Consider the following 22528-nt stretch of genomic DNA (forward strand, 5'->3'; position numbering starts at 1 on the left):
CCCGCCGGTGAGCCGGCCGGTCGGACGAGTGGGGGCGTCGCAACCGGCCCGCCGGTTTCCCTGGCAATCGCTTGAAATCCCGCTGTTTTCGCGCGGTTACGATCGTGCAGATTGCCATGGATCAACCATACTCAGGCGACTCGCTCCGGCGTTGTGCTCGGGGGAACAAGGAGGGCGGGATGCTCGACTATTTTGCGCTGGGGGTACTGATCTTTGTCGGATTGGTACTGTTCTACGGGATCATCGTGCTGCACGACATTCCTTATGAGATTGCGGTACACCGCAACCATCCCCACCAGGACGCGATCCACGCGGCCGGCTGGGTAAGCCTTTTCACGCTGCATGCGCTGTGGCCGTTCCTGTGGATCTGGGCCATGTTGTACCGCGAGGACCGGGGTTGGGGCTTCCATCACGGCAAGACGCCGGCGCAGGAGGCGCAATACCTGGAACAGCAGCTGGCCGAGCTGCGTCAGCGCCTGGATGCGCTGGAAGGCCGCCAGAACTCGCCTGCCGCACCGGCGACCACTCAACCGGGCGGGGAGGGCTGAGCCATGGACCTGTTGCTGATCCTCACCTACACCGCCTTCTGCGTCGCCATCTTCAAGATCTTCCGCATCCCGCTGAACAAGTGGACGGTGCCCACCGCCGCGCTCGGCGGCATCGTGCTGATCGGTACGCTGATCTTCCTGATGAACTACAACCACCCGTATTCCGAGGTGGCGCGTACCTACTTCGTCACTACGCCGGTGATCCCGGTGGTCACCGGGCAAGTGGTGGAGGTGCCGGTCAAAGGGAACGAGATCATCGAGAAGGGAGCCGTGCTGTTCCGCATCGATCCCAAACCCTTCCAGCTCAAGCTGGATTCGCTCAAGGCGCAACTGGTCTCGGCGCGTGCCGACCAGGCCCGCGCCCGTGAGCTGGCGCTGCGCAACGTCGGCAACAAACGCGACGTGGACCTGACCACCGCCCGCGTCGATGACCTCAATGCGCAGGCGGCCCTGGCCCAGTTCAACCTGGACAACACCGTGGTGCGCGCGCCCTCGCGGGGCTTCGTCAGCCACGTGTCGCTACGCCCCGGGATGATGGCCAGCCGCTTGCCGCTGCGCCCCTCGATGGTCTTCGTGCCGGATGAAGGCCCGTATTTCACCGCCTGGATGCGCCAGAACAGCCAGCTGCGCCTGACCGTCGGCGACGAGGCTGAAGTCGCCTTCGACGGCATACCCGGCAGGGTCTTCGCCGGCACCGTGGACAAGGTCCTGCCGGTGATCGGCGAGGGCCAGGTGCAGCCTTCCGGCACCCTGATCAGCTACACCGGCTCCCCGCCGCCGGGGCGGGTACCGGTGTTGATCAAGATCACCGACCCGGATTTCGCCCAGTACGCGAGCATCATGCCCGGCGGCTCCTACGGCCAGGCGGCGCTCTACAGCGAGCATTTCCACCATGTGGCGATCATGCGCAAGATCCTCCTGCGCATGGCGGCCTGGATGAACTACATCTTCCCGTTCCACTGATTCGCGGCATTGCGGCGCCCCCACGGGGGCGCCTGCGCGTGGGCGTCCGTCTGCGCGCGAACAATACGGGGGAGGGGGAAGCGCAGTCTCCTGCCGTACAACCTGGCGACATCGATAGCTCAACTGGAGAACCCTATGAAGTCCTATGTCGCGTTGTTGTCCCTGCTGCTGTTGCCGTTTCTGCAAGGCTGCGCGGAAAAACAGGTCCAGCCGGAGGAATACTCCGGCTTCCTGTATGACTACTCCCGTCTCACCGAACAGGAAAACGCCGCGGGCACCAAGGTCCTGGCCTGGATCGACCCCAAGCTGAACCTGATGAACTACCGCAGCATCGTCATCGAGCGCTCGCAGTTCTACCCGGCGCCCAAGGCCACCGATCAGCTCTCGCAAGCGACCATGACGCAGATCACCGACTACTACGACAAGGCGCTGCGCCGCGAGCTGGGCCAGGTGCTGCAGGTCGTCGACAAGCCCGGCCCGGGCACCCTGGTGCTACGTCCGGCGATCACCGCGGTGAGCAGCCACACCCAGTCGCTCAAACCCTATGAAGTCATCCCGATCGCCCTGATCGCCGCCGGGGTCAGCACCGCTACCGGCATCCGCGACCAGGACACCCAGATTGCCACCGAAGCGGCGATTCTCGACGGCCCCTCCAGCCGTGTGGTCGCCCAGGTAGTGCGCAAAGGCACCGGGCATGCGCTGGAGAACGACAGCCAGGCCATGGCCGCCAGCGACTTCAAGGGCGTGCTCGACGGCTGGGCCCGCGACATGCGCCTGACCTACAGCAAGTTGCGCGAACTCAAGTAGTTCTCGTCATTCAAGCAATCCCGCTCGTCCGCCAGGACCTGCACCAGCACCGACAAACCTGCTCTCCATGCGGCGCCCAGCGTGGCGCCGCATCGGCCTGTCATGAAATGAAAAGCCCCTGTCGCACGATGTGAAGCTTCCCGCCCGGCCCCTGCCTATTGTCCGCTCAAAGGGCGCTTGCCTGCTCCAAACGGGGCGCCCAAGACAACAAGACAACTGGAGATTCCGGCCATGGCCAAAGCCGTTCGTTTCTATGAAACAGGGGGACCCGAAGTCCTGCGTTACGAGGACGTGGAGGTCGGCGAGCCCGGCCCGGGGCAAGTGCGCATTCGCCATGTGGCGGTGGGCCTGAACTACGCGGACACCTATTTCCGCAATGGCACCTACGCCGTTCCGATGCCCAGCGGCATGGGCGTGGAAGCCGCCGGCGTGGTGGTGGCGGTGGGCGAGGGCGTGACCAACGTCGTGCCCGGTGACCGAGTCACCTACACCGGCTTCATCAACACCCTCGGCGCCTACAGCACCGAGCGCCTGGTACCGGCGGCGCCGCTGATCCGTCTGCCGGAGAACATCGCCTTCGAGACCGCCGCCGCCATGACCATGCGCGGCCTGACCTCGGCCTACCTGCTGCGTCGCATACACGACTTCAAGCCGGGCCAGAGCATCCTGCTGCACGCCGCCGCCGGCGGTGTCGGTCTGATCGTCTCGCAGTGGGCCAAGCTGCTCGGCCTGCGGGTGATCGGCACCGTCTCCAGCGACGCCAAGGCCGAGATCGCCTTCGCCCACGGTTGCGAGCACGTCATCAACTACAGCCAGGAAGGCGTCGCCGAGCGCGTGCGCGAACTGACCGATGGCCGTGGTGTGGACGTGGTCTTCGACAGCGTCGGCAAGGACACCTTCATGACCTCCCTGGAGTCGCTCAAGCGTCGTGGCCTGATGGTCTGCGTCGGCACCGCGTCGGGCCCGATCCCGCCGTTCGATCCGGTGCTGCTGGCGATGAAGGGCTCGCTCTTCCTCACTCGCCCGGCCCTGGCCGACTACATCGCCGACCCGGCGGAAAAGGCGGCGCTGCTGGACGAGCTGTTCACCCACGTGGGCAACGGCGACATCCGCATCGAGATCAACCAGCACTACGCGCTGGAAGATGCCGTGCAGGCCCACCGCGACCTCGAGTCGCGCAAGACCACCGGCTCGTCGATCTTCGTCATCTGAGGGCGCCGCCATGCACGTAGAACGTCTGACCTGCAGCATCGGCGCCGAAATATCCGGGGTGAACCTGGGCGACGCCTCCCGCGATGAAGGCCTGTTCGCCGAGCTGCGCGAGCTGCTGCTCAAGCACAAGGTGCTGTTCCTGCGTGACCAGGACATCACCCGTGCCGAGCACGTGGCTTTTGCCCGCCGCTTCGGCGAACTGGAGGACCACCCCGTGGCCGGCAGTGACCCGGAGCACCCGGGCCTGGTGCGCATCTACAAGACTCCGGACCTGCCCAACGACCGCTACGAGAACGCCTGGCACACAGACGCCACCTGGCGCGAGGTGCCGCCCCTGGGCTGCGTCCTGCGCTGCGTGGAGTGCCCGCCGGTGGGCGGCGACACCATGTGGGCGAACATGGCCCTGGCCTACGACATGCTCCCGGCCGAGATCAAGGAGCGCATCGCCAAGCTGCGCGCGCGCCACAGCATCGAGGCCAGCTTCGGCGCGGCGATGCCCATCGAGAAGCGCCTGGCGCTCAAGGCCATGTACCCCGACGCCGAGCACCCGGTGGTGCGTACTCACCCGGAAACCGGCGAGAAGGTGCTGTTCGTCAATGCCTTCACCACCCACTTCAGCAACTACCACACGCCACAGAACGTGCGCTTCGGCCAGGACGCCAACCCCGGCGCTGCCGACCTGCTGCGCTACCTGGTGAGCCAGGTGTACATCCCCGAATTCCAGGTGCGCTGGCGCTGGAAGAAGAACGATGTGGCGATCTGGGACAACCGCTGTACCCAGCACTACGCGGTGATGGACTACCCGCCCTGCGTGCGCCGCATGGAACGCGCCGGAATCATCGGCGACAAGCCGTTCTGATCCCTGAAGAAAGACTTCTGACAAGAACAATTACGGAGACCGACATGCAATTCTTCGACGATTCGCTGCACCCCGAGAACCAGGACAAGGTGGTCATCACCACCGCTCCCTACGGCCCCGAATGGATGCCCGAGGACTTCCCCGAAGACATCCCGGTGACCATGGACGAGCAGGTCCAGAAGGCCGTTGACTGCTACGAGGCTGGCGCCACCGTGCTCCACCTGCACGTCCGCGAGCTGGACGGCAAGGGCTCCAAGCGCCTGTCCAAGTTCAACGAGCTGATCGCTGGCGTGCGCGAAGCCGTGCCGGACATGATCATCCAGGTCGGCGGCTCGATTTCCTTCGCCCCGGAAAGCGACGGCGAAGCGGCCAAGTGGCTGTCCGACGACACCCGCCACATGCTCGCCGAGCTGACTCCCAAGCCCGACCAGGTGACGGTGGCGATCAACACCACCCAGATGAACATCATGGAGCTGCTCTATCCGGAGTATCTGAAAGGTACCTCCCTGGAGAACCCGCTCTACCAGGCGGCCTACAGCGAGATGACCGTGCCGGCCGGCCCGGCCTGGGTCGAGGAGCACCTGAAGCGCCTGCAGGCCGCCGGCATCCAGCCGCACTTCCAGCTGACCGGCATGCATGCCCTGGAAACCCTCGAGCGCCTGGTGCGCAAGGGCGTCTACAAGGGCCCGCTGAACCTGACCTGGATTGGCATCGGCGGCGGCTTCGACGGCCCCAACCCGTTCAACTTCATGAACTTCGTGCACCGCGCACCGGACGGCGCCACCGTCACCGCCGAGTCGCTGCTCAAGAACGTCCTGCCGTTCAACATGATGGCGATGGCCATGGGGCTGCACCCGCGTTGCGGCATCGAGGACACCATCATCGGCCAGCACGGCCAGCGCATGACCTCGGTGGAACAGATCCAGCAGTGCGTCCGCGTCGCCCATGAACTGGGCCGCGAGGTCGCCAGCGGCAAGGAAGCACGCGCCATCTACAAGATCGGCGTGCAGTACGACAGCGTGGAAGAAACCCTGCGCATGAACGGCATGGCGCCCAACCGCCAGCCGGGCCAGAAGTCCGTTCCGCTTCGCGCGTGACAGGCTCCGTGGCGCGGTCTGCCAGTACCGCGCCACGGCTTTTATCCCAGAACAACAAGAATCCATTGACCCACCTGGAGAGCTAGCACCATGGCCATCCACTCCGTCGCCCTGGGCGACATCCCTGCCACCGTGCCCAGCGTGCCGCGCCGCTATGCCTGGGTGGTGTTCGCTCTGACCTTCGGCCTGCTGATCTCCGATTACATGTCGCGTCAGGTGCTCAATGCCGTCTTCCCGCTGCTCAAGGTCGAATGGGCCCTGAGCGATGCGCAGCTGGGCCTGCTCAGCGGCATCGTCGCGGTGATGGTCGGCCTGCTGACTTTCCCGCTCTCGCTGCTCGCCGACCGCTGGGGGCGCGTACGCAGCCTGGCGCTGATGGCCATGCTGTGGAGCCTCGCAACGCTTGGCTGCGCCGTGGCTGAGACCTTCCCGCAGATGTTCGCCGCGCGCTTCTTCGTCGGCGTCGGCGAGGCCGCCTACGGCAGCGTCGGTATCGCCGTGGTCATCTCGGTATTCCCGGCGCACCTGCGCGCCACCCTGACCGGCGCCTTCATGGCCGGCGGCATGTTCGGCTCGGTGCTCGGCATGGGCCTGGGCGGCGTGCTCGCCGCGCACCTGGGCTGGCGCTGGGCGTTCGCCGGCATGGCGCTGTTCGGCCTGCTGCTGGCGCTGCTCTACCCGCTGGTGGTGAGCGAGAAGCGCATTGCCCCGGTGGCCGCTGCCGAAGCGCCGCGCCAGGCCGGCGGGCGCTCGCTGCGCAGCCTGTTCGGCAGCCGCTCGGTGATCGCCGCCTACCTGGGCAGCGGCCTGCAGCTGTTCGTCGCCGCCGCCGTGATGGTGTGGATTCCCAGCTACCTGAACCGCTACTACCACCTGGACACCGGCAAGGCCGGGATGATCTCCGCGGTGATCGTACTGGTCGGCGGCAGCGGCATGGTGCTCTGCGGCATCCTCTGCGACCGCCTGGGCCGCAGCAACCCGCCGCGCAAGATCATCCTCGCCATCGGCTTCTGCCTGGCCAGCTGCCTGCTGCTGTTGGTGGCCTTCCACCTGCCGCCGGGCACTGCGCAACTGAGCCTGATCGCCCTCGGCATGCTGGTCGCGGCCGGTACCTCCGGGCCGTCCGGCGCCATGGTCGCCAACCTCACCGCGCCGGCCGTGCATGGCACCGCCTTCGCCACCCTGACCCTGGCCAACAACCTGCTGGGCCTGGCGCCCGGCCCGCTGCTCACCGGTGTGCTGGCCGACCGCATCGGCCTGGACCGTGCCTTCCAGCTCATACCCTTGCTGAGCATTCTCGCCGCGCTGGTCTTCCTCTACGCCCGGCGCCACTACCACAGCGATATCCGCCGCCTGCGCGGCGAAGAGGAGGGCGCCTGATGCCGACTCTCAATCTGGACATGACCTTTGACTTCATCTGCCCCTGGTGCCTGATCGGCAAGCGCAACCTTGACGTCGCGCTGCGCCTGCTGGCCCGCCAGCGTCCGGAACTGGACGTGCGGGTGAACTGGCTCGGCCTGCAGCTGCTGCCGCAGATTTCCATGGAAGGCGAACCCTTCGCCGAGTTCTACCAGCGCCGCCTGGGCGACAAGCGCGCCGTGCGTGCGCGGATGGGTGAAGTGCGTCGCGCGGCCGAGGGCGCCAGGGTCGACCTGGACCTCGAACGCATCCTCACCATGCCCAATACCACCTATGCCCACCGGGTATTCCAGCGCGCCGTGCATGTGGGCAGCGAGAGCCAGAAGGAGCAGTTGCTGGAGATGATCTTCCGCGCGCACTTCCAGCTGGGCCAGGATATCGGCAACCGCGAAACCCTCTGCCGCCTGCTGCGTGCCTGTGATTTCAACGTGGCCGACTTCGACGACGCCCTGGCCGACGGCGCGCGCCAGTTCATCGGCCGCCGCGTGGCCCTGGCCGATTCCAGCGTGCCGATGTTCCTCCTCGAAGGCCGCGCCTTCGCCCTCGGCGGGCAAAGCCCCGAGCAGTTGCTGGCGGCCCTCCATCGAGCGATTGATCGACAGCACCCCGAGGCGATCCCGGCATGAGCTGCTCGATCCGTATTCCCGCCGACCGCCTGCCGGCGCGCGGCGGCCGCAGCCTGCTGCATCACGAGAAGGGCATCATCCTGCTGTTCGATATCGACGGCGAACTGCATGCCATCGACGACCGTTGCCCCCATGCCGGCGCCTCGCTATTCAGCGGCCGCCTGGACGGCCGCTGGCTGCAGTGCCCGGCCCACGGCCTGCGCTTCGACCTGGCTACAGGCTGCCCGGCGGGCATCAAGGGCTTCGGCCTGCAGCGCTATGAGATCGAATGGCGCGCCAACGAGTGCTACGTGGTGCTGGCCCGGCAGGAGGTGCCGGCATGACCACGCTGACCCTTTCCGCCCTCGGCACCCGCAGCCGCACCCTGCTGCCGGGTCTGCTGGTCAGCGCCATGGTGGCGGCCGCCGCGACCTTCCTCTCCGAGCACTACGGCGCGCCGGTGATGCTCTTCGCGCTGCTGCTCGGCCTGGCGATGAACTTCCTTTCGGCCGACAGCGTGTGCAAGGCCGGCATCGAGTTCACTGCCCGCGAAATCCTCCGCCTGGGCGTGGCGCTGCTGGGCATCCGCATCACCTTCGGGCAGATCGCCGAGCTGGGCTGGCAGCCGGTGATCATGGTGGTGGTGCTGGTGACGGTAACCATCCTGGTCTCCATCGCCGCGGCCCGCGCCATGGGCTTCAACTTCCTCTTCGGCCTGCTCACCGGCGGCGCCACGGCCATCTGCGGCGCCTCTGCGGCGCTGGCCCTGGCGGCGGCATTGCCGGCGCACACGCAGAAGGAAAAGGCCACGCTGTTCACCGTGCTCGGCGTATCGGCGCTGTCGACCCTGGCGATGATCCTCTACCCGATGATCGTCAAGTCGCTGGGCCTGCCGCCGTTGCAGGCGGGCATCTTCCTCGGCGGCACCATCCACGACGTGGCCCAGGTGGTCGGCGCCGGCTACAGCATCTCCAAGGAAGTCGGCGACAGCGCCACGGTGGTCAAGCTGATGCGCGTGGCGATGCTGCTGCCGGTGATCCTCTGCGCGGCGATGATCACCCGTGCCCGCGGTGTGGAACCGGGCGAGCAGCGTCCGCCGCTGCTGCCGTGGTTCGCCGTGGGCTTCGTGCTGCTGGCGGCGGTGAACAGCACCGGCTACCTGCCGACAGTGGTGGTGGAGGCGGGTGGGAAGCTGTCGCAGTGGTGCCTGGTGATCGCCATCGCGGCGCTGGGCATGAAGACCCAGCTGCGGGCGCTGGCGACAGTCGGGATCAAGCCGATCCTGCTGATGCTGGGGGAGACCGCATTCCTCGCAGTGCTGGTGTTGGGGATGTTGCGCTTCGCCGGTTGATTCGTGCGTTGCGGATGACCATCGCGGACGGAGTCCGCTCCTACGCGCCGATTGGCGTTTCCGCTGCCACCGGAATTGCGGTGGCGCACGAACGTAGGAAGGCGTGGAGCGCAGCGATACCCATCGAGAGCCGTGCGCCAATGGCAGTGCGTAGGGCGCATAACGCGCCAGCATTATCCGCCGACGTGGTATCGGCGGATAACCCGTTCCGGGTTATGCGCCCTACGTTCAGGCACCGGCTCTGGCTCTGGCTCTGTATTTTTAAGTCTTCCAGAGAAACGTCCGCACGCTCCGGAGTGCCCCTTTCAGGAGGCCGAAGGTGATCGGAGTTTCAGGGGTTGAGCGACATGGATGTCGCGAGAGCGTTGTCGGGCCAGGGATGGCCCGTCAACGCGGGCCCCTGGAACTCCGAAGAACCGAGGGTACGTTTCGCGAAGCGAAAAGCCGGATGTAGGGGCGAGACTTTTTGGTTCCTTTTGGGAGGGCGGCTATCCGACGTTTGACAAAAGGGACTCGCCCGAGGGGGCGAAACACGAAGTTCGCGCGCACGCCGAGGCGGCGCAGAAACGCCCAACCGAGACGCTTTGAGTTCTGGTGTTCAGCGTCGCAGTTGTGTGTTCGGATGTATGGGGTTTCGCCCCCTCGGGCGAGTCACTTTTCCAAACAACGGAAGGCCGCCCCCCGAAAAGTAACCAAAAGGCTTGCCCCGGACATCCGGTTTTTCGCTTAGGCGAAAAATTCCCTCGTTGAAACGAAGTTTCAGGGGCCCGAACTAGGCGTCCCCCCACGAAGGGCCATCCCTGGCCCATCGCGGCTCTCGCGACATCCATGTCGCTCAACCCCTGAAACTCCGCTTCAACGAGGCCTCCTGAACGGGGCATTCGGCGCGTGCGGATGTCTCTCTGGAAGTCTCCAGGGGCAAAAAAACAGAGTGCGCGGCGGCGCGCTTTTGTAGGAGCGGGCCATGCCCGCGATCCGCCGGCAGGGCCGGCGTTTCAGACGGGTTCTCGACTTGGCCGGGAATGCCGCTATCAACCTGTGGGGCGCGCCCCATGGCCCGCTCCTACAGGGAAACTTGCGTTGGACTGAGGGGGGCGCCCGTCCCTGCTCGCGAACCGCACGGCACCATCCTTCTCAGGAGAAACTCACTCCGTCTCCCGCCCCAGATGCTCCTTGCGCCACGCCGCCGGCGAGACGCCGAACTGCACCGCGAACCAACGGGTGAAGGAGCTGGGCATCGAGTACCCCAGCAGGTCGGCGATGCGCCCCAGCGAATAGCGCGGGTTTTCCATGTAGCGCAGCACCAGCTCGCGCCTGACCTCGTTGATCAGGTCGGAGAAGGTCACGCCGTTGTCTTCCAGCCGGCGTTGCAGCGTGCGCACGTTCAGCCCCAGCGACTGGGCGATCTGTTCGATGGTCGCGCGGCCCATGGGCAGCAGCAGGTAGATGGACTTGCGCACCTCGTTCAGGGTGCTGCCGTCGGTGGCGCCGGGCAGGGAGTCGACGAAGCTGCGTGCATGCCGCGCCATGGCCGGGTCGGCCATGGGGTTGGCGGCGTCGAGGTCGGCGGCGGGGATGACGATGCCGTTGAACTCGCTGCCGAACTCGATCTTGCAGCCGAACACCCGGCGATGCACCTGCATGTCCGCCGGAGCGTCGTGGCTGAAGTTCACGCTGACCGGCCGCCAGTGCGGGCCGAGGAGGGCGGCGCAGAGGCGGTAGAGGGTGCCCAGGGCCAGTTCCAGGCCCTGGCGCATGGGCATCGGCGGCACGGTGAGGAGTTCTTCGCGCAGAATCGCCAGCTTGCCTTCCTGGTCGATGTACAGGGCCAGGGATTCGTTGAGCAGATGGCGGTAGCGAATGATGGTGTCGATGGCCTCGCGCAGCGTCGCCTGGTGCGACAGCAGCAGGCTGATCACGCCGAAGTCGGCGAGCTGCCGCGATTCGGCCATGCGCAGGCCGAAGGTCTCGCAGCCGCTGATGCGCGCCGATTCCTCCAGCAGGGTCACCGCCGTGGCAACGGGGATGCGCTGCTCCGGGTGCTCGAGCATGGACTGGGACAGGCCCACCGCGCTCAGCTGCTGATGCGGGTTGAGGCCCAGGTGGCGGGCCACTTCCAGGTAGTTGGTGAGGGCCGCAATGCGAACCATTGGGGTCATGCCGATCGCCTTCTTGTTCTTGTGGTTGCTCCGTGCCGAAGGGGTCCGTGGACGCCTTGTGGCCAGAGTGCACGCTGGCTGGGTCGATGACGTCAGATTCTAGCGACAGCTGTTACCAATCGTGTACGAAAGTTCTCACTTCGGCCAGTGCCTGCGGCGCTCTGGAATGCACCGTACGTCCCGGTAGGCCCGCCACGCGTGGAGTCGGCGGGACAGCAGGCTGGCCGGGGCCTGTCATCAAATGCGAAGTGCCTGACGCTCAATGCAAAGCACCTTCACCGGTGCACCTCTACTGTCTGTCCAACAAGTTCGAAATCACCCAAAGGTGAACCGGTGAGCAACAACAAGACTTCCACCACCGTCCTCATGGTCCCCGGCTTGCGCGACCACGTCGCCGAGCACTGGCAGACCCTGCTTGAGCAGCGCCTGCCCAATGTGCGCAGCGTACCGCCGCTGACCGAGAACAAGCTGGACCTGAATGCCCGCATCGAAGCCATCCAGCGTGAGCTGGAAAGCATCGACGGCGAGGTGATCCTGGTTGCCCACAGTGCCGGTGTACTGATGGTCGCTCACTGGGCGGCACGCTACAGCCGGCCGATCAAGGGCGCGTTGCTGGCTACTCCGCCGGATCTCGACGGTGACTGGCCGGCGCACTACCCCAAGCCTGCGGTCCTGGCCGAGATGGGCTGGTCGCCGCTACCGCTGGAGCCGCTGCCGTTCCCCACACTGGTGGCCTGCAGCGACAACGACCCGCTGGCGAGCCCCGAGGCAGTCCAGCGCATGGCCCGCCACTGGCGCGCCAGCGTGGTGGAGCTGGGCCGGGTCGGCCACCTCAACCCCGCTTCGGGATTCGGCGACTGGCCAGAGGCCGAGGCGCTGATCCAGATGCTGGATAGCTGATTCACCCAGGCAACTCACTCAACCAAGCAACCCCCGGTTCCGGCGCTCGCGCCGGGGCAGGCCCCCGTGCGCCCTGGCGCACGGCCAAAGGGGCTGCGGGACGGGCCCGGAAAGCGTCCCGACCACAACAAGAAACGGAGCACACGAATGCATCATCAGAGCAACCCCCTGCAACGCTGCCTGCTGGCGACCGCAGTCCTCGCTGCCATGGCCGGCCAACCGCTGCAGGCCTTCGAGCTGGACACCGGCAACCCGGACTTTTCGATCCGCTTCGACAACACCGTCAAGCTCAGCTACGGGCAGCGCGTCGAGTCGCCCAACAGCAAGATCGCCGGCACCGCCAACACCAACGACGGCGACCGCAACTTCTCCTCCGGAACCCCGGTGACCCAGCGTTTCGACCTGCTCAGCGAACTGGACTTCGTCTACCGCGACAGCATGGGCTTCCGCCTGTCTGCCGCCGGCTGGTACGACCACGCCTACGATGATGTCGGCTCCGACAACCCGTTCCCCGGCCAGAAGGGCAACGCCGGCCACCTGGTCAGCCGCAACGGCACGGTGATCGCCCCGCGTGGCGCGCAACCGGCCACCCACGGCCTGAGCAACTTCGCCGACCGCTACTACAACGGCCCGTCCGGGGAGCTGCTCGATGCCTTCGTCTTCGCCAGCCACCAGGTCGGCGACGACATGCAGCTCAGCGGCAAGCTCGGTCGCCACACCATCTACTGGGGCGAGACCCTGTTCAGCGCCGCCAACGGCATCAACTACGGCCAGTCGGCCCTGGACCTGGGCAAGCTGTACAACGTGCCCGGCACCGAGGCCAAAGAGCTGTTCATGCCGCGCAACCAGCTGTCCGCCTCGCTGACGGTCAACCCCGAGCTGACCCTGGCCGCGCAGTATTTCCTCGAGTTCGAGAACTCGCGCTTCCCCGAAGGTGGCACCTACATGGGCCCCTACGACATGCTCAACGACGGCGGCAACGTCTTCTGGCTGCCGCTGCCCGCGCTCAACGCCTTCTACGGCGCGCCGCGCGGCCATGATCGCGAGCCGGACAACACCGGCGACTTCGGCCTGATGGCCAAGTGGAGCCCGGAATGGCTCGACGGCACCCTGGGCTTCTACTACCGCAATACCTCCGACACCCTGCCGGCGGTACTGGTGAATGCGCCGAACCTGCACAAGCCCGGCCTGGCCGGCCTGCAGGGGATGAACTATGTCACCGCCTACGCCGACGACATCGACATCTATGGCATCAGCCTGTCCAAGGAAATCGGCGGCGTGAGCGTCGGCATGGACCTGAACTACCGCGAGAACATGCCGCTGGCGAGCAACTTCACCACGGTCAACTCCACGCTCTATGCAGCCTCCAAGCGCGGCGCGGTCAACGGCGCCAACCTGATCGGCGAGATGCCCAGCGATGGCGACACCGGCCTGGCCCGCGGCAAGACCTTCCACGTCGTCCTCAACGGCCTGGTGACCTTCGGCGCCACCCCGCTGTGGGACGCCTCGTCGCTGGCCGTGGAAGGCACCCTGACGCACCTGATCGACGTCACCGAAGGCGAGCAGACCTTCAAGGGTGACTCCAGCTACCGCGGTGTCGACAAGGTCACCACCAACGCCTACGCCATGTCCGCCAACTTCACCCCGACCTGGTACCAGGCCTTCCCGGGCGTCGATCTGTCCATGCCCATGGCCTACAACGTCGGCCTGCACGGCAACTCGGCGGTACAGCTGGGCGGCAACGAAGACGCCGGCAGCTACTCGGTCGGCGTGGCCGCGGACTTCCACCAGAAATACCGCCTGGACCTGAAATACGTCGACGCCTTCGGCCCCTTCGATACCTGCGAGAGCGGCCGCGACAACAACACCCCCGGCGCCAACGGCCAGTACCAGTGCATCCCCGGCCAGATCACCTCGCAAGGCGGCCTCGCGCCCCTGCTGAAGGACCGCGGCATGGTTACCGCTTCCCTGAAGGCCACCTTCTGATTTCACGTAAGGCCTCGACTTCGGGGCAGGAGAAAAACAGCATGAACTTCAAGCCCACCCTGATCGCCACCGCCCTCGGCCTGACCCTCTGCGGTCTGGCCCAGGCCGCCGTTTCCCCGCAGGACGCCGCCCAGCTGGGCAGCACCCTGACCCTGGTCGGCGCCGAGAAAGCCGCCAGCAGCGATGGCGCGATTCCCGCCTATGCCGGCGGCCTGACCACCGCCCCGGCCAGCTTCAAGGCCGGCGACAGCATGCGTCCGGACCCGTTCGCCAGCGACAAGCCGGTGCTGGTGATCGACGGCAAGAACGTCGACCAGTACAAGAACCAGCTGTCGGCCACCACCGTCGAGCTGGCCAAGCGTTATCCTACCTTCCGCGTCGACGTCTACCCGACTCACCGCAGCGCCGCGCTGCCGGACACCGTGCTGGAGAACAGCAGGAAGAACGCCGTCACCGCGCAGTCCCTGGAAGGCGGCACCGCCATCGACAACGCCCTGCCGGGCGTGCCGTTCCCGATTCCGAAGACCGGCGCCGAGGCGATGTGGAACTTCCTGCTGCGCTACCAGGGCGTGAACATCAAGGCCAAGTACGACTCCTGGAACGTCGATGCCTCCGGCAGCGCCAACCTCGCCACCACCGGCCAGGCCTTCATCAACTACCCGGTGTACGAAGACCTCACCCAGCCGGTGAAGGGCTCCGAGGTCTACTACCAGATGAAGCTGTACTACAGCGGCCCGGCCCGCCGTGCCGGCGAGGCAATGATGCTCAAGGACGCCGCCAACCCGCTGCAGCAGCCGCGCCGCGCCTGGCAGTACCTGCCCGGCCAGCGCCGCGTGAAGCTGGCACCGAACCTGGCCTACGACACCCCGAACCCCGGCATGGCCGGCGCCGGCACCTACGACGACGTGTTCGTCTTCAACGGTGCGCTGGACCGCTATGACTGGAAGCTGGTGGGCAAGCAGGAAATGATCGTGCCCTACAACACCTACCGCCTGACCTACGCCAGCGACATCAAGCCGGTGGTCACGCCCAACCACCTGTCGCCGGACTATGTGCGCTGGGAGAAGCACCGCGTGTGGGTCGTCGAAGGCACCCTGAAGTCCGGCGCGCGGCACATCTACGCCAAGCGTCGCTTCTACCTCGATGAAGACAGCTGGGTGGCCGTGGCCTCTGACCAGTACGACGCCCGTGGCCAACTCTATCGCGGCTCCTTCGCCTTCCTCAGCCAGAGCTACGACAAGCGCATCCCGGACGCCACGCCGTTCATGATCTACGACCTGACTGCCGGCTCCTACAACATCAACGGCGTCGTCGGCCCGTACGGCGGCATCAGCTACATCGACCCGCTGGCCAAGACCCAGTGGTCCCCCGAGGCGCTGGCCGGTAGCGGCATTCGCTGATGAAGGGCGCGGCGGCCCGGCTTGATGCCAAGCGGGGTCGCCGCGGCTCCTGCAGCGAAAGCTGCCGGAAAAGATGCGAAGAGAGATGTGAGGAAAGCACCATGCAGATCCCCTTCAAGCGCCTGATGCTCCTGGGCGCCTTGCTTCTGGCGGGCGGCGCTCAAGCCGGCGCAACGGTCGCAGAGTTCGTCGATGTGCTCGACCAGCCGGCGCCCCACAGCGCCGTTCCCTGCCATGTGCCGCTGCTGGCCGTCACCCGCGTCGACAAGCGCCTGGTGAGCGTCGGCCAGCGCGGCCACATTCTCTATTCCGATGACGGCGGCACCAGCTGGCTGCAGGCCGAGGTGCCGGTCAGCTCCGACCTCACCGCCGTGCGCTTCCCCACGCCGCAGGACGGTTGGGCGGTGGGCCACGACGGCGTGGTGCTGCACAGCGCCGACGGCGGCAAGCATTGGGAGCGCCAGCTCGACGGCCGGCAGATCGGCCAGCTGATGCTCGACTACTACGCCGCCCACCCGCAGCCGGACAACGCCACCTGGCTGGACCAGGCGCGCCGGTACCAGGAGGAGGGCGCCGACAAGCCGTTCCTCGACCTGTGGTTCCGCGACGCGAAGGAAGGCTTCGTGGTCGGCGCCTTCAACCTGATCCTGCACACCAGTGACGGCGGGCGCACCTGGGAGCCCTGGAACCACCGCATCGACAACCCGCAGGCACTGCACCTGACCGCCATGGCGGCCAGCGGCGATGACCTGTTCGTCGTCGGCGAGCAGGGCCTGCTGTTGCGCCTTTCCCCGCAACAGGAGGGCCAACAGCAGCGCTTCGTCGCCCTGCAGTCGCCCTACGCCGGCAGCTTCTTCGGTGTGGTCGCGCGGCCGGGCCTGGTGTTCGCCTACGGCCTGCGCGGCCACGCGATCCGCAGCCTCGACGGCGGCGAAAGCTGGAAAACCGTGGACACGGGCCTGCCGGTCAGCCTGACCGCCGCCAGCTTCGACGCCAACGGCCGGCTGTACCTGTTCAGCCAGGCCGGCCAGGGCCTGGTCAGCGATGACAGCGGCGCCAGCTTCAAAGCCCTGGACCTGGCCGAGCGCCTGCCTGTCAGCGGCGCAGTGGCCGGTCCCGGACGCCTGCTGCTGGTCGGCGCTCGTGGCGTACGCGAGAACGCGATGCCGGTGCGCTGAGCGCACCGGTGTTTCACCCGTTCAAGAACCATAAGAACAAGAGATAGAGAGACAGCCTCATGGTCGACCTGAAGCAAGGCGAGATGCCTGTAGTCCGCGAACTGCGGGACTTTGACACCCACAGCGGCAACCTGCTGGAGCGCCTGGTGTTCAACCACCGCGCGCTGTTCATCGCCCTGATCGCGCTGGTCACCCTGGTGCTGGGCTACATGGCCGTGACCCGCCTGGAGATGCGTCCGGCCTTCGAGAAGATGATCCCGCACAGCGATCCCTATATCCGCAATTACCTGGACAACCGCGCCGCATTGCGCGGCCTGGGCAACTCGGTGCGGGTGGTGGTGGAGAACCCCAACGGCGACATCTTCGACCCGGCCTATATCGACAGCCTGCGGCAGATCAGCGACCAGCTGTTCCTCAGCCACGGCGTCGACCGTGCCTGGATGAAATCGCTGTGGTCGCCGGCGGTACGCTGGACCGAGGTCACCGAGGAAGGCTTCCAGGGTGGCCCGGTGATGCCCGACGGCTACGACGGCAAGCCCGAGTCCATCGGCCAGCTGCGCCAGAACATCGCCCGCGCCGGCATCGTCGGCAGCCTGGTGGGCAACGACTTCCGCTCGAGCATGCTGGTGGTGCCGCTGCTGGACCGCGACTCGGCCACCGGCAAGGGCATCGACTACCGCGAGTTCTCCCGCGCCCTCGACGACCTGCGGCTGAAGTACGAATACCTGGGCGACGCCCGCGCCTTCGCTGCCGGAGAGGAGGGTAAAGGTCCGGTGCGCCTGCACGTGATCGGCTTCGCCAAGCTGGTGGGTGACCTGATCGACGGCCTGGTGCGGGTGATGTTGTTCTTCGGCCTGGCGGTGGTCACCGCCTTCGTCATCATCTTCTTCTACACCCGCTGCCTGCGCAGCAGTCTGCTGGTGATCGGCTGCTCGCTGCTGGCGGTGGTCTGGCAGCTCGGGCTGGTGGCCTGGCTGGGCTACGCGCTGGACCCGTATTCGATCCTCGTGCCGTTCCTGATCTTCGCCATCGGCGTGTCCCACGCCACCCAGAAGATGAACGGCATCATGCAGGACATCGGCCGTGGCACCCACAAGCAGGTGGCCGCGCGCAACACCTTCCGCCGCCTGTTCCTGGCCGGCGTCACCGCGCTGCTGTCGGACGCCGTGGGTTTCGCCGTGCTGATGCTGATCGACATCCCGGTGATCCAGGACCTGGCCATCGCCGCCAGCATCGGCGTGGCGGTGCTGATCTTCACCTCGCTGCTGATGATGCCGGTGGCGCTGTCCTACGTTGGCGTCAGCCCGAAGGCCGCCGCGCGTGCCCTGCGCGAGGATCGCCAGGTGGACCAGCATGCCGGCCTGGGCAAACTGTGGGACCTGCTGGACCGCTTCACCGAGCGCCGCTGGGCCAGCGTCACCCTGATCATCGCCGCGCTGCTGGGTGCCGGCGGTCTGCTGGTCAGCCAGCACCTGCAGATCGGCGACCTCGACGCCGGTGCTCCGGAGCTGCGCGCCGACTCGCGCTACAACCGTGACAACGCCTACATCACCAGCCACTACGCACTCTCCAGCGACCTCTTCGCGGTGATGGTGAAGACCGCGCCGGAAGGCTGCCTGAACTACCGCACGCTGATCCTCGCCGATCGCCTGGGCTGGGCGCTGCAACAGCATGAAGGCGTGCAGGCGACCACTTCGCTGGTCACCGCGGTACGGCAGATCACCGCCGGCACCTACGAGGGCAACCCCAAGTTCGCCAGCCTGCAGCGCAACCAGGACGTGCTCAACTACGCCGCCCAGCAGGCTTCGGTGAACACGCCGGAGCTGTTCAACACCGAATGCTCGCTGATGCCGGTGATCGCCTTCCTCAAGGACCACAAGGCGCAGACCCTCGACGAAGTGGCCGGCATCGCCGAGAACTTCGCCCGCGCCAACAGCACGCCGGACCGCCAGTTCCTGCTGGCCGCCGGCAGCGCCGGGATCGAAGCGGCGACCAACCGCGTGGTGCGCGAGGCCAACCACCGCATGCTGTTCTACGTCTACGCGGCAGTGGGCATCTTCTGCCTGATCACCTTCCGCAGCTGGCGCGCAACCCTCGTGGCGCTGCTGCCGCTGGTGCTCACCTCGATCCTCTGCGAGGCGCTGATGGTGATGATGGGCATTGGCGTGAAGGTCGCCACGCTGCCGGTGATCGCGCTGGGCGTGGGGATCGGGGTGGACTACGCGTTGTACCTGCTCAGTGTGCAGCTACAGATGCAGCGCGCCGGGTTGCCGCTGTCGGTGGCTTACAAACAGGCCGTGGCTTTCACCGGCAAGGTCGTCGCGCTGGTCGGCGTGACCCTGGCGGCGGGCGTCATCACCTGGGCCTGGTCGCCGATCAAGTTCCAGGCCGACATGGGGATTCTGCTGACCTTCATGTTCCTGTGGAACATGCTCGGGGCGCTGATCCTGATTCCGGCGTTGTCGCATTTCCTGCTGGGTGGGAAGAAGCTCTGAGCCAGCCTTGGGCGCGCTCACCGTCGCGCTCAGGTTCCCCCGTAGGGCGGATAACTCGGAACGGGTTATCCGCCGCTCCCACGACGGCGGATAACGCTGGCGCGTTATCCGCCCTACGGTCCTGAAGAGGCAACAGGCAAGCCTCGAACGTAGGATGGGTGGAGCGCAGCGATACCCATGCTGTCGCCGTACGGAATCGATGGGTATCGCTGCGCTCCACGCTATCCTACGAGGTGTTCCTCCTGTCGCTTCTGTGAAAGGCAACACCCCATCAATCAAACGCCGGAATCGCCTCCAGCTCATGCAGCAGCCAGTCGGCGAACTCCCGCGCCAGCGCCTGGTTGCCGTGGGGCGGGATGATCAGGAAGTAGGGGTGGGGCGCCGGGAAGTCGATGTCGAACAGGCGCACCAACCGTCCCTGATGCAGCTCCTCGCCGGCGAGGATGTGGTCGCTGATGGTCACGCCGCCGCCGGCCAGGGCGGCGCGGATGGTCAGGTAGGCGTCGGGCAGGAAGACGTTCTGCCGTGCCTGCAGGCCGGGCACGCCGGCGGCAAGAAAGTAGCGGCTCCAGTCGAAGCCGTCGTCCTCATGCAGCAGCACCTGGCGCGCCAGGTCGCGGGGTTTGCGCAGGTGTTCCTGGGTGTTGAGCAGTCGCGGGCTGCACACCGGGAAGTAGCGGATATCGCCCAGTGCGGCGAAGCGCTGGCCTTCGATGTGCGTCTCGCCGAAGGAAATCACCATGTCTACCTGGCCCAGGTCGCTGCTCATTGGCAGCAGGTGCAGGGCGACTTCCTGGTAGTTGCGCAGGAATTTCTCCAGCAGCGATGACACCCGTGCCAATAGCGCCGGGGCGCAGGCGATGCGCAGCTCGCCTGCCGGCTCCTCGGTGGGCAGCGCGCGGCGGATGTCGCGCAGCTGGTCGAAGGCACTGCTGATCTGCTGGCTCAGCTGGCGCCCGGCCGGGGTCAGCTTGACGCCCTTGCCCTGGCGCTCCACCAGCGCCATGCCCAGTTCTTCCTCGAGCTTCTTCACCTGGTGGCTGACCGCTCCGTGGGTGACGTGCAGCTCCAGCGCCGCGCGGCTGATGCTGCCCTGGCGAACCAGCGCCTCGAAAGCGCGCAGGGCGATGAGCGAGGGCATGCGAAACGCACTGTTCTGACGCATGAAGGACCTTCTTTCGTGAATTTGACTAACGATTCAGGCGGAAATCTATTGAATTGTCGTTAGTTAAATTTGCACAGAAGATGAGCCCAAGCCAACACCGATCAACAAGAAAAAACGGCTGGAGATCCGCCATGCAGCATTTCGTCGACTTGCTCGGCCTGGGCAAGCGCTACGGCAACCTGCAGGTCCTGAGCGACCTCAGCCTGAGCATCCGCCAGGGCGAATTCCTCACGCTTCTGGGCCCATCCGGCTCCGGTAAAAGCACCACGCTGATGATGCTCGCCGGCTTCGTCGAGCCCAGCGAAGGGCGCATCGAGCAGGACGGCCGCGACATCACCCATCTGTCCCCCGACCAGCGCGAGTTCGGCGTGGTGTTCCAGGGCTACGCGCTGTTCCCGCACATGAGCGTTGCGCAGAACGTCGCTTACCCGCTGCGCATCCGCAAGGTGCCGGGCGCGGAGATCGAGCGCCGGGTCGCCGAGGTGCTGGAACGCGTCGGCCTGGCCGGCATGGGCGAGCGCGGCATCAGCCAACTGTCCGGCGGCCAGCAACAGCGCGTGGCGCTGGCCCGCGCGCTGGTGTTCAAGCCGAAATTGCTGCTGCTCGACGAGCCGCTGTCTGCCCTCGATCGCCGCCTGCGCCAGGAGATGCAAGGCGAGCTGGCGCGCATGCACAAGGATTTCGGCACCACCTTCGTCTTCGTCACCCACGACCAGGAAGAAGCCCTGGCGCTGTCCGACCGCATCGCCGTTTTCAACAAGGGCCGCCTGGAACAGGTCGGCACCCCGCGCGAGGTCTACGAACGCCCGGCCAGCCGCTTCGTCGCCAACTTCCTCGGCGACACCAACCTGCTGGAGGTCGGCGTGGTGCGGCGCGAGGCCGAAGCCACGCTCTGCGATTTCCGTGGCCAGCACCTGCGCGTGGCCAATACGCCCAATGCCGGCCAGGGCGGCAAGAGCTGGCTGGCGGTGCGCCCGGAACACATCGACCTGCGCCCGCTGCAGGACGCCGGCCGCGACAACGGCCTCTGCGTCACCGCAGGCCCCGCGACCTACCAGGGTGCCCACGTCAATCTCGAACTGACCCTGGAGCAGGGCGATCGCCTCGACCTGCGCCTGCCGGTGTCGCACCCGCTGCTGGGCAGCCTGCGCAGCGGCCAGCGCTACTGGTGCAGCTGGTCGCCGCAGCACTGCCACCTGTTGTCCGCCTGACTAACCCATAACGAAAACAAACGATCGGGGAGCAATCACATGAGCGACTCTATAAAAGCAGGCCAAGGCTTCATCGAAGACGCCATCGAGATCGCCGCCCAGAAGGGCGAGCGCGCCGGCATCAGCCGCCGCGATTTCAACCGCAGCCTGCTGCTGCTCGCCGCCGCCAGTGCGCTGCCGTTCGGCGCCGGCGGCCGGGCCTTCGCAGCCGGCGGCAACCTGGTGCTGGCCAACTGGGGCGGCGATGCGGTGCCGGCCTTCGAGAAGAGCTTCGGCGGCTTCGACCAGGCTTCCGGCCTGGCCCTGAAAGTCGACGGCAGCGGCCCCACCGAGGGCGCGCTGAAGACCCAGGTGAGCAGCGGCGCGGTGCGCTGGGACGTGTGCGACGGCGAGATGTATTCGTCCTACCGGCTGGGCAAGGACAAGTTCCTCACCCCCATCGACTTCGGCATCGTCGACAAATCGCTGATCGGCTACGGCGACGTGCATGACTTCGGCCTCGCCAACTACACCTACAGCTACGTGATCGGCTACGACCACGAGCAGTTCGGCAAGAACCCGCCCAAGTCCTGGGCCGACTTCTGGGACGTGAAGAAGTACCCGGGCAAGCGCACCCTCTACAAGTGGATGAGCGCCAACCTCGAATGCGCTCTGCTGGCCGACGGCGTGCCGCCGGAACAGCTCTACCCGCTGGACGTGGACCGCGCGCTGCGCAAGATCGAGGAGCTGCTGCCGCACATCGCCACCCACTGGTCCACCGGCGCCGAGTCGCAGCAGCTGATCCGCGATGGCGAGGTGAGCATGGCGCAGATGTGGCACACCCGTGCCGAGCTGGTGAAGAACGACACCGCCGGCAAGATCGACTGGAGCTTCGACGGCGGCATCGTCTCGCCTTCGGTGTGGATGGTGCCCAAGGGCAATCCGGCCGGCGCCAAGGCGGCCATGGACTTCATCTCCTATGCCCTTCGTCCTGAAGTTCAGGCCAAGCTCATGGAGGTCTACAACATGGGCCCGGTGAACCTTGCTGCCAACGACCTGCTCAGCGCCCAGCTGCAGGCGATCAACCCCACCGCACCGGACAACCTGAAGAAGCAGGTGTCGCTGAACAACAAGTGGCACGCCGAACACTACGGCGAAACCCTGGAGCGCTACCTCGCGCTGATCGGTGGCTGA

19 protein-coding genes are annotated in these 22528 nt (G+C 66.4%); 17 read left to right on the plus strand and 2 right to left on the minus strand.

Features of this window, described 5'->3' with window-relative positions; translation table 11 throughout:
* Positions 1 to 179: 179 nt before the first annotated feature.
* The 10 genes from IB273_RS02655 to IB273_RS02700 all read left to right on the plus strand — a co-directional run bounded on the left by IB273_RS02655 (position 180) and on the right by IB273_RS02700 (position 8861).
* Positions 180 to 548, plus strand: a complete 369-nt coding sequence (locus IB273_RS02655) for a DUF3302 domain-containing protein (protein WP_081516839.1) — start codon at positions 180 to 182, stop codon at positions 546 to 548.
* 3 nt (positions 549 to 551) lie between these two features.
* Complete coding sequence (locus IB273_RS02660) at positions 552 to 1511, plus strand: HlyD family secretion protein (protein ID WP_192223151.1); 960 nt, start codon at positions 552 to 554, stop codon at positions 1509 to 1511.
* Between the two features lie 135 nt (positions 1512 to 1646).
* A complete protein-coding gene (locus tag IB273_RS02665; protein ID WP_151186763.1) occupies positions 1647 to 2318 on the plus strand; it encodes a DUF3313 domain-containing protein in 672 nt (223 codons plus the stop codon).
* A gap of 231 nt (positions 2319 to 2549) precedes the next feature.
* Positions 2550 to 3530 (plus strand): quinone oxidoreductase family protein, encoded by a 981-nt coding sequence (locus IB273_RS02670; protein ID WP_192223152.1) that lies wholly within the window; start codon positions 2550 to 2552, stop codon positions 3528 to 3530.
* A 10-nt stretch (positions 3531 to 3540) separates the two neighbouring features.
* Entirely contained in the window at positions 3541 to 4389 is an 849-nt protein-coding gene (locus IB273_RS02675; protein ID WP_081516843.1) for a TauD/TfdA dioxygenase family protein, read from the plus strand.
* 44 nt (positions 4390 to 4433) lie between these two features.
* Entirely contained in the window at positions 4434 to 5486 is a 1053-nt protein-coding gene (locus IB273_RS02680) for a 3-keto-5-aminohexanoate cleavage protein (protein ID WP_081516844.1), read from the plus strand.
* 90 nt (positions 5487 to 5576) lie between these two features.
* Positions 5577 to 6866 (plus strand): MFS transporter, encoded by a 1290-nt coding sequence (locus IB273_RS02685; RefSeq protein WP_081516845.1) that lies wholly within the window; start codon positions 5577 to 5579, stop codon positions 6864 to 6866.
* A complete protein-coding gene (locus tag IB273_RS02690) occupies positions 6866 to 7531 on the plus strand; it encodes a DsbA family protein (RefSeq protein WP_192223153.1) in 666 nt (221 codons plus the stop codon). Before IB273_RS02685 ends, IB273_RS02690 begins: the two co-directional genes overlap by 1 nt.
* Positions 7528 to 7854, plus strand: coding sequence for a Rieske (2Fe-2S) protein (locus IB273_RS02695; protein WP_081516847.1), 327 nt, complete (start codon positions 7528 to 7530; stop codon positions 7852 to 7854). The genes IB273_RS02690 and IB273_RS02695 overlap by 4 nt, the downstream gene beginning before the upstream one ends.
* Positions 7851 to 8861 carry a YeiH family protein gene (locus IB273_RS02700; protein WP_081516848.1) on the plus strand — a complete coding sequence of 337 codons (1011 nt, stop codon included), beginning with the start codon at positions 7851 to 7853 and terminating at the stop codon, positions 8859 to 8861. The genes IB273_RS02695 and IB273_RS02700 overlap by 4 nt, the downstream gene beginning before the upstream one ends.
* A gap of 1145 nt (positions 8862 to 10006) precedes the next feature.
* On the opposite strand, the gene IB273_RS02705 is transcribed toward IB273_RS02700, so the two are convergent.
* Positions 10007 to 11011, minus strand: a complete 1005-nt coding sequence (locus tag IB273_RS02705; protein WP_081516849.1) for an AraC family transcriptional regulator — start codon at positions 11009 to 11011, stop codon at positions 10007 to 10009.
* A gap of 375 nt (positions 11012 to 11386) precedes the next feature.
* Between IB273_RS02705 and IB273_RS02710 the strand changes: the two genes are divergently transcribed.
* From IB273_RS02710 to IB273_RS02730, 5 genes are all read left to right on the plus strand, one after another.
* On the plus strand, positions 11387 to 11920 hold the full coding sequence (locus tag IB273_RS02710) for an alpha/beta hydrolase (RefSeq protein WP_225606139.1): 534 nt from the start codon (positions 11387 to 11389) through the stop codon (positions 11918 to 11920).
* A 147-nt stretch (positions 11921 to 12067) separates the two neighbouring features.
* Positions 12068 to 13906, plus strand: coding sequence for a DUF1302 domain-containing protein (locus tag IB273_RS02715; RefSeq protein ID WP_081516850.1), 1839 nt, complete (start codon positions 12068 to 12070; stop codon positions 13904 to 13906).
* Between the two features lie 41 nt (positions 13907 to 13947).
* Positions 13948 to 15306, plus strand: coding sequence for a DUF1329 domain-containing protein (locus IB273_RS02720; protein WP_192223155.1), 1359 nt, complete (start codon positions 13948 to 13950; stop codon positions 15304 to 15306).
* Between the two features lie 101 nt (positions 15307 to 15407).
* On the plus strand, positions 15408 to 16484 hold the full coding sequence (locus IB273_RS02725) for a WD40/YVTN/BNR-like repeat-containing protein (RefSeq protein WP_192223156.1): 1077 nt from the start codon (positions 15408 to 15410) through the stop codon (positions 16482 to 16484).
* Between the two features lie 59 nt (positions 16485 to 16543).
* Positions 16544 to 18979, plus strand: a complete 2436-nt coding sequence (locus IB273_RS02730; RefSeq protein WP_081516853.1) for an efflux RND transporter permease subunit — start codon at positions 16544 to 16546, stop codon at positions 18977 to 18979.
* A gap of 271 nt (positions 18980 to 19250) precedes the next feature.
* Here IB273_RS02730 and IB273_RS02735 read toward each other — a convergent pair whose 3' ends face one another.
* Positions 19251 to 20144 (minus strand): LysR substrate-binding domain-containing protein, encoded by an 894-nt coding sequence (locus tag IB273_RS02735; RefSeq protein WP_081516854.1) that lies wholly within the window; start codon positions 20142 to 20144, stop codon positions 19251 to 19253.
* Between the two features lie 131 nt (positions 20145 to 20275).
* Between IB273_RS02735 and IB273_RS02740 the strand changes: the two genes are divergently transcribed.
* A complete protein-coding gene (locus IB273_RS02740) occupies positions 20276 to 21355 on the plus strand; it encodes an ABC transporter ATP-binding protein (RefSeq protein ID WP_192223157.1) in 1080 nt (359 codons plus the stop codon).
* A gap of 39 nt (positions 21356 to 21394) precedes the next feature.
* Entirely contained in the window at positions 21395 to 22528 is a 1134-nt protein-coding gene (locus IB273_RS02745) for an ABC transporter substrate-binding protein (RefSeq protein ID WP_168190476.1), read from the plus strand.

This window comes from Pseudomonas sp. PDM19 (genome assembly GCF_014852215.1).
GTDB lineage: Bacteria > Pseudomonadota > Gammaproteobacteria > Pseudomonadales > Pseudomonadaceae > Pseudomonas.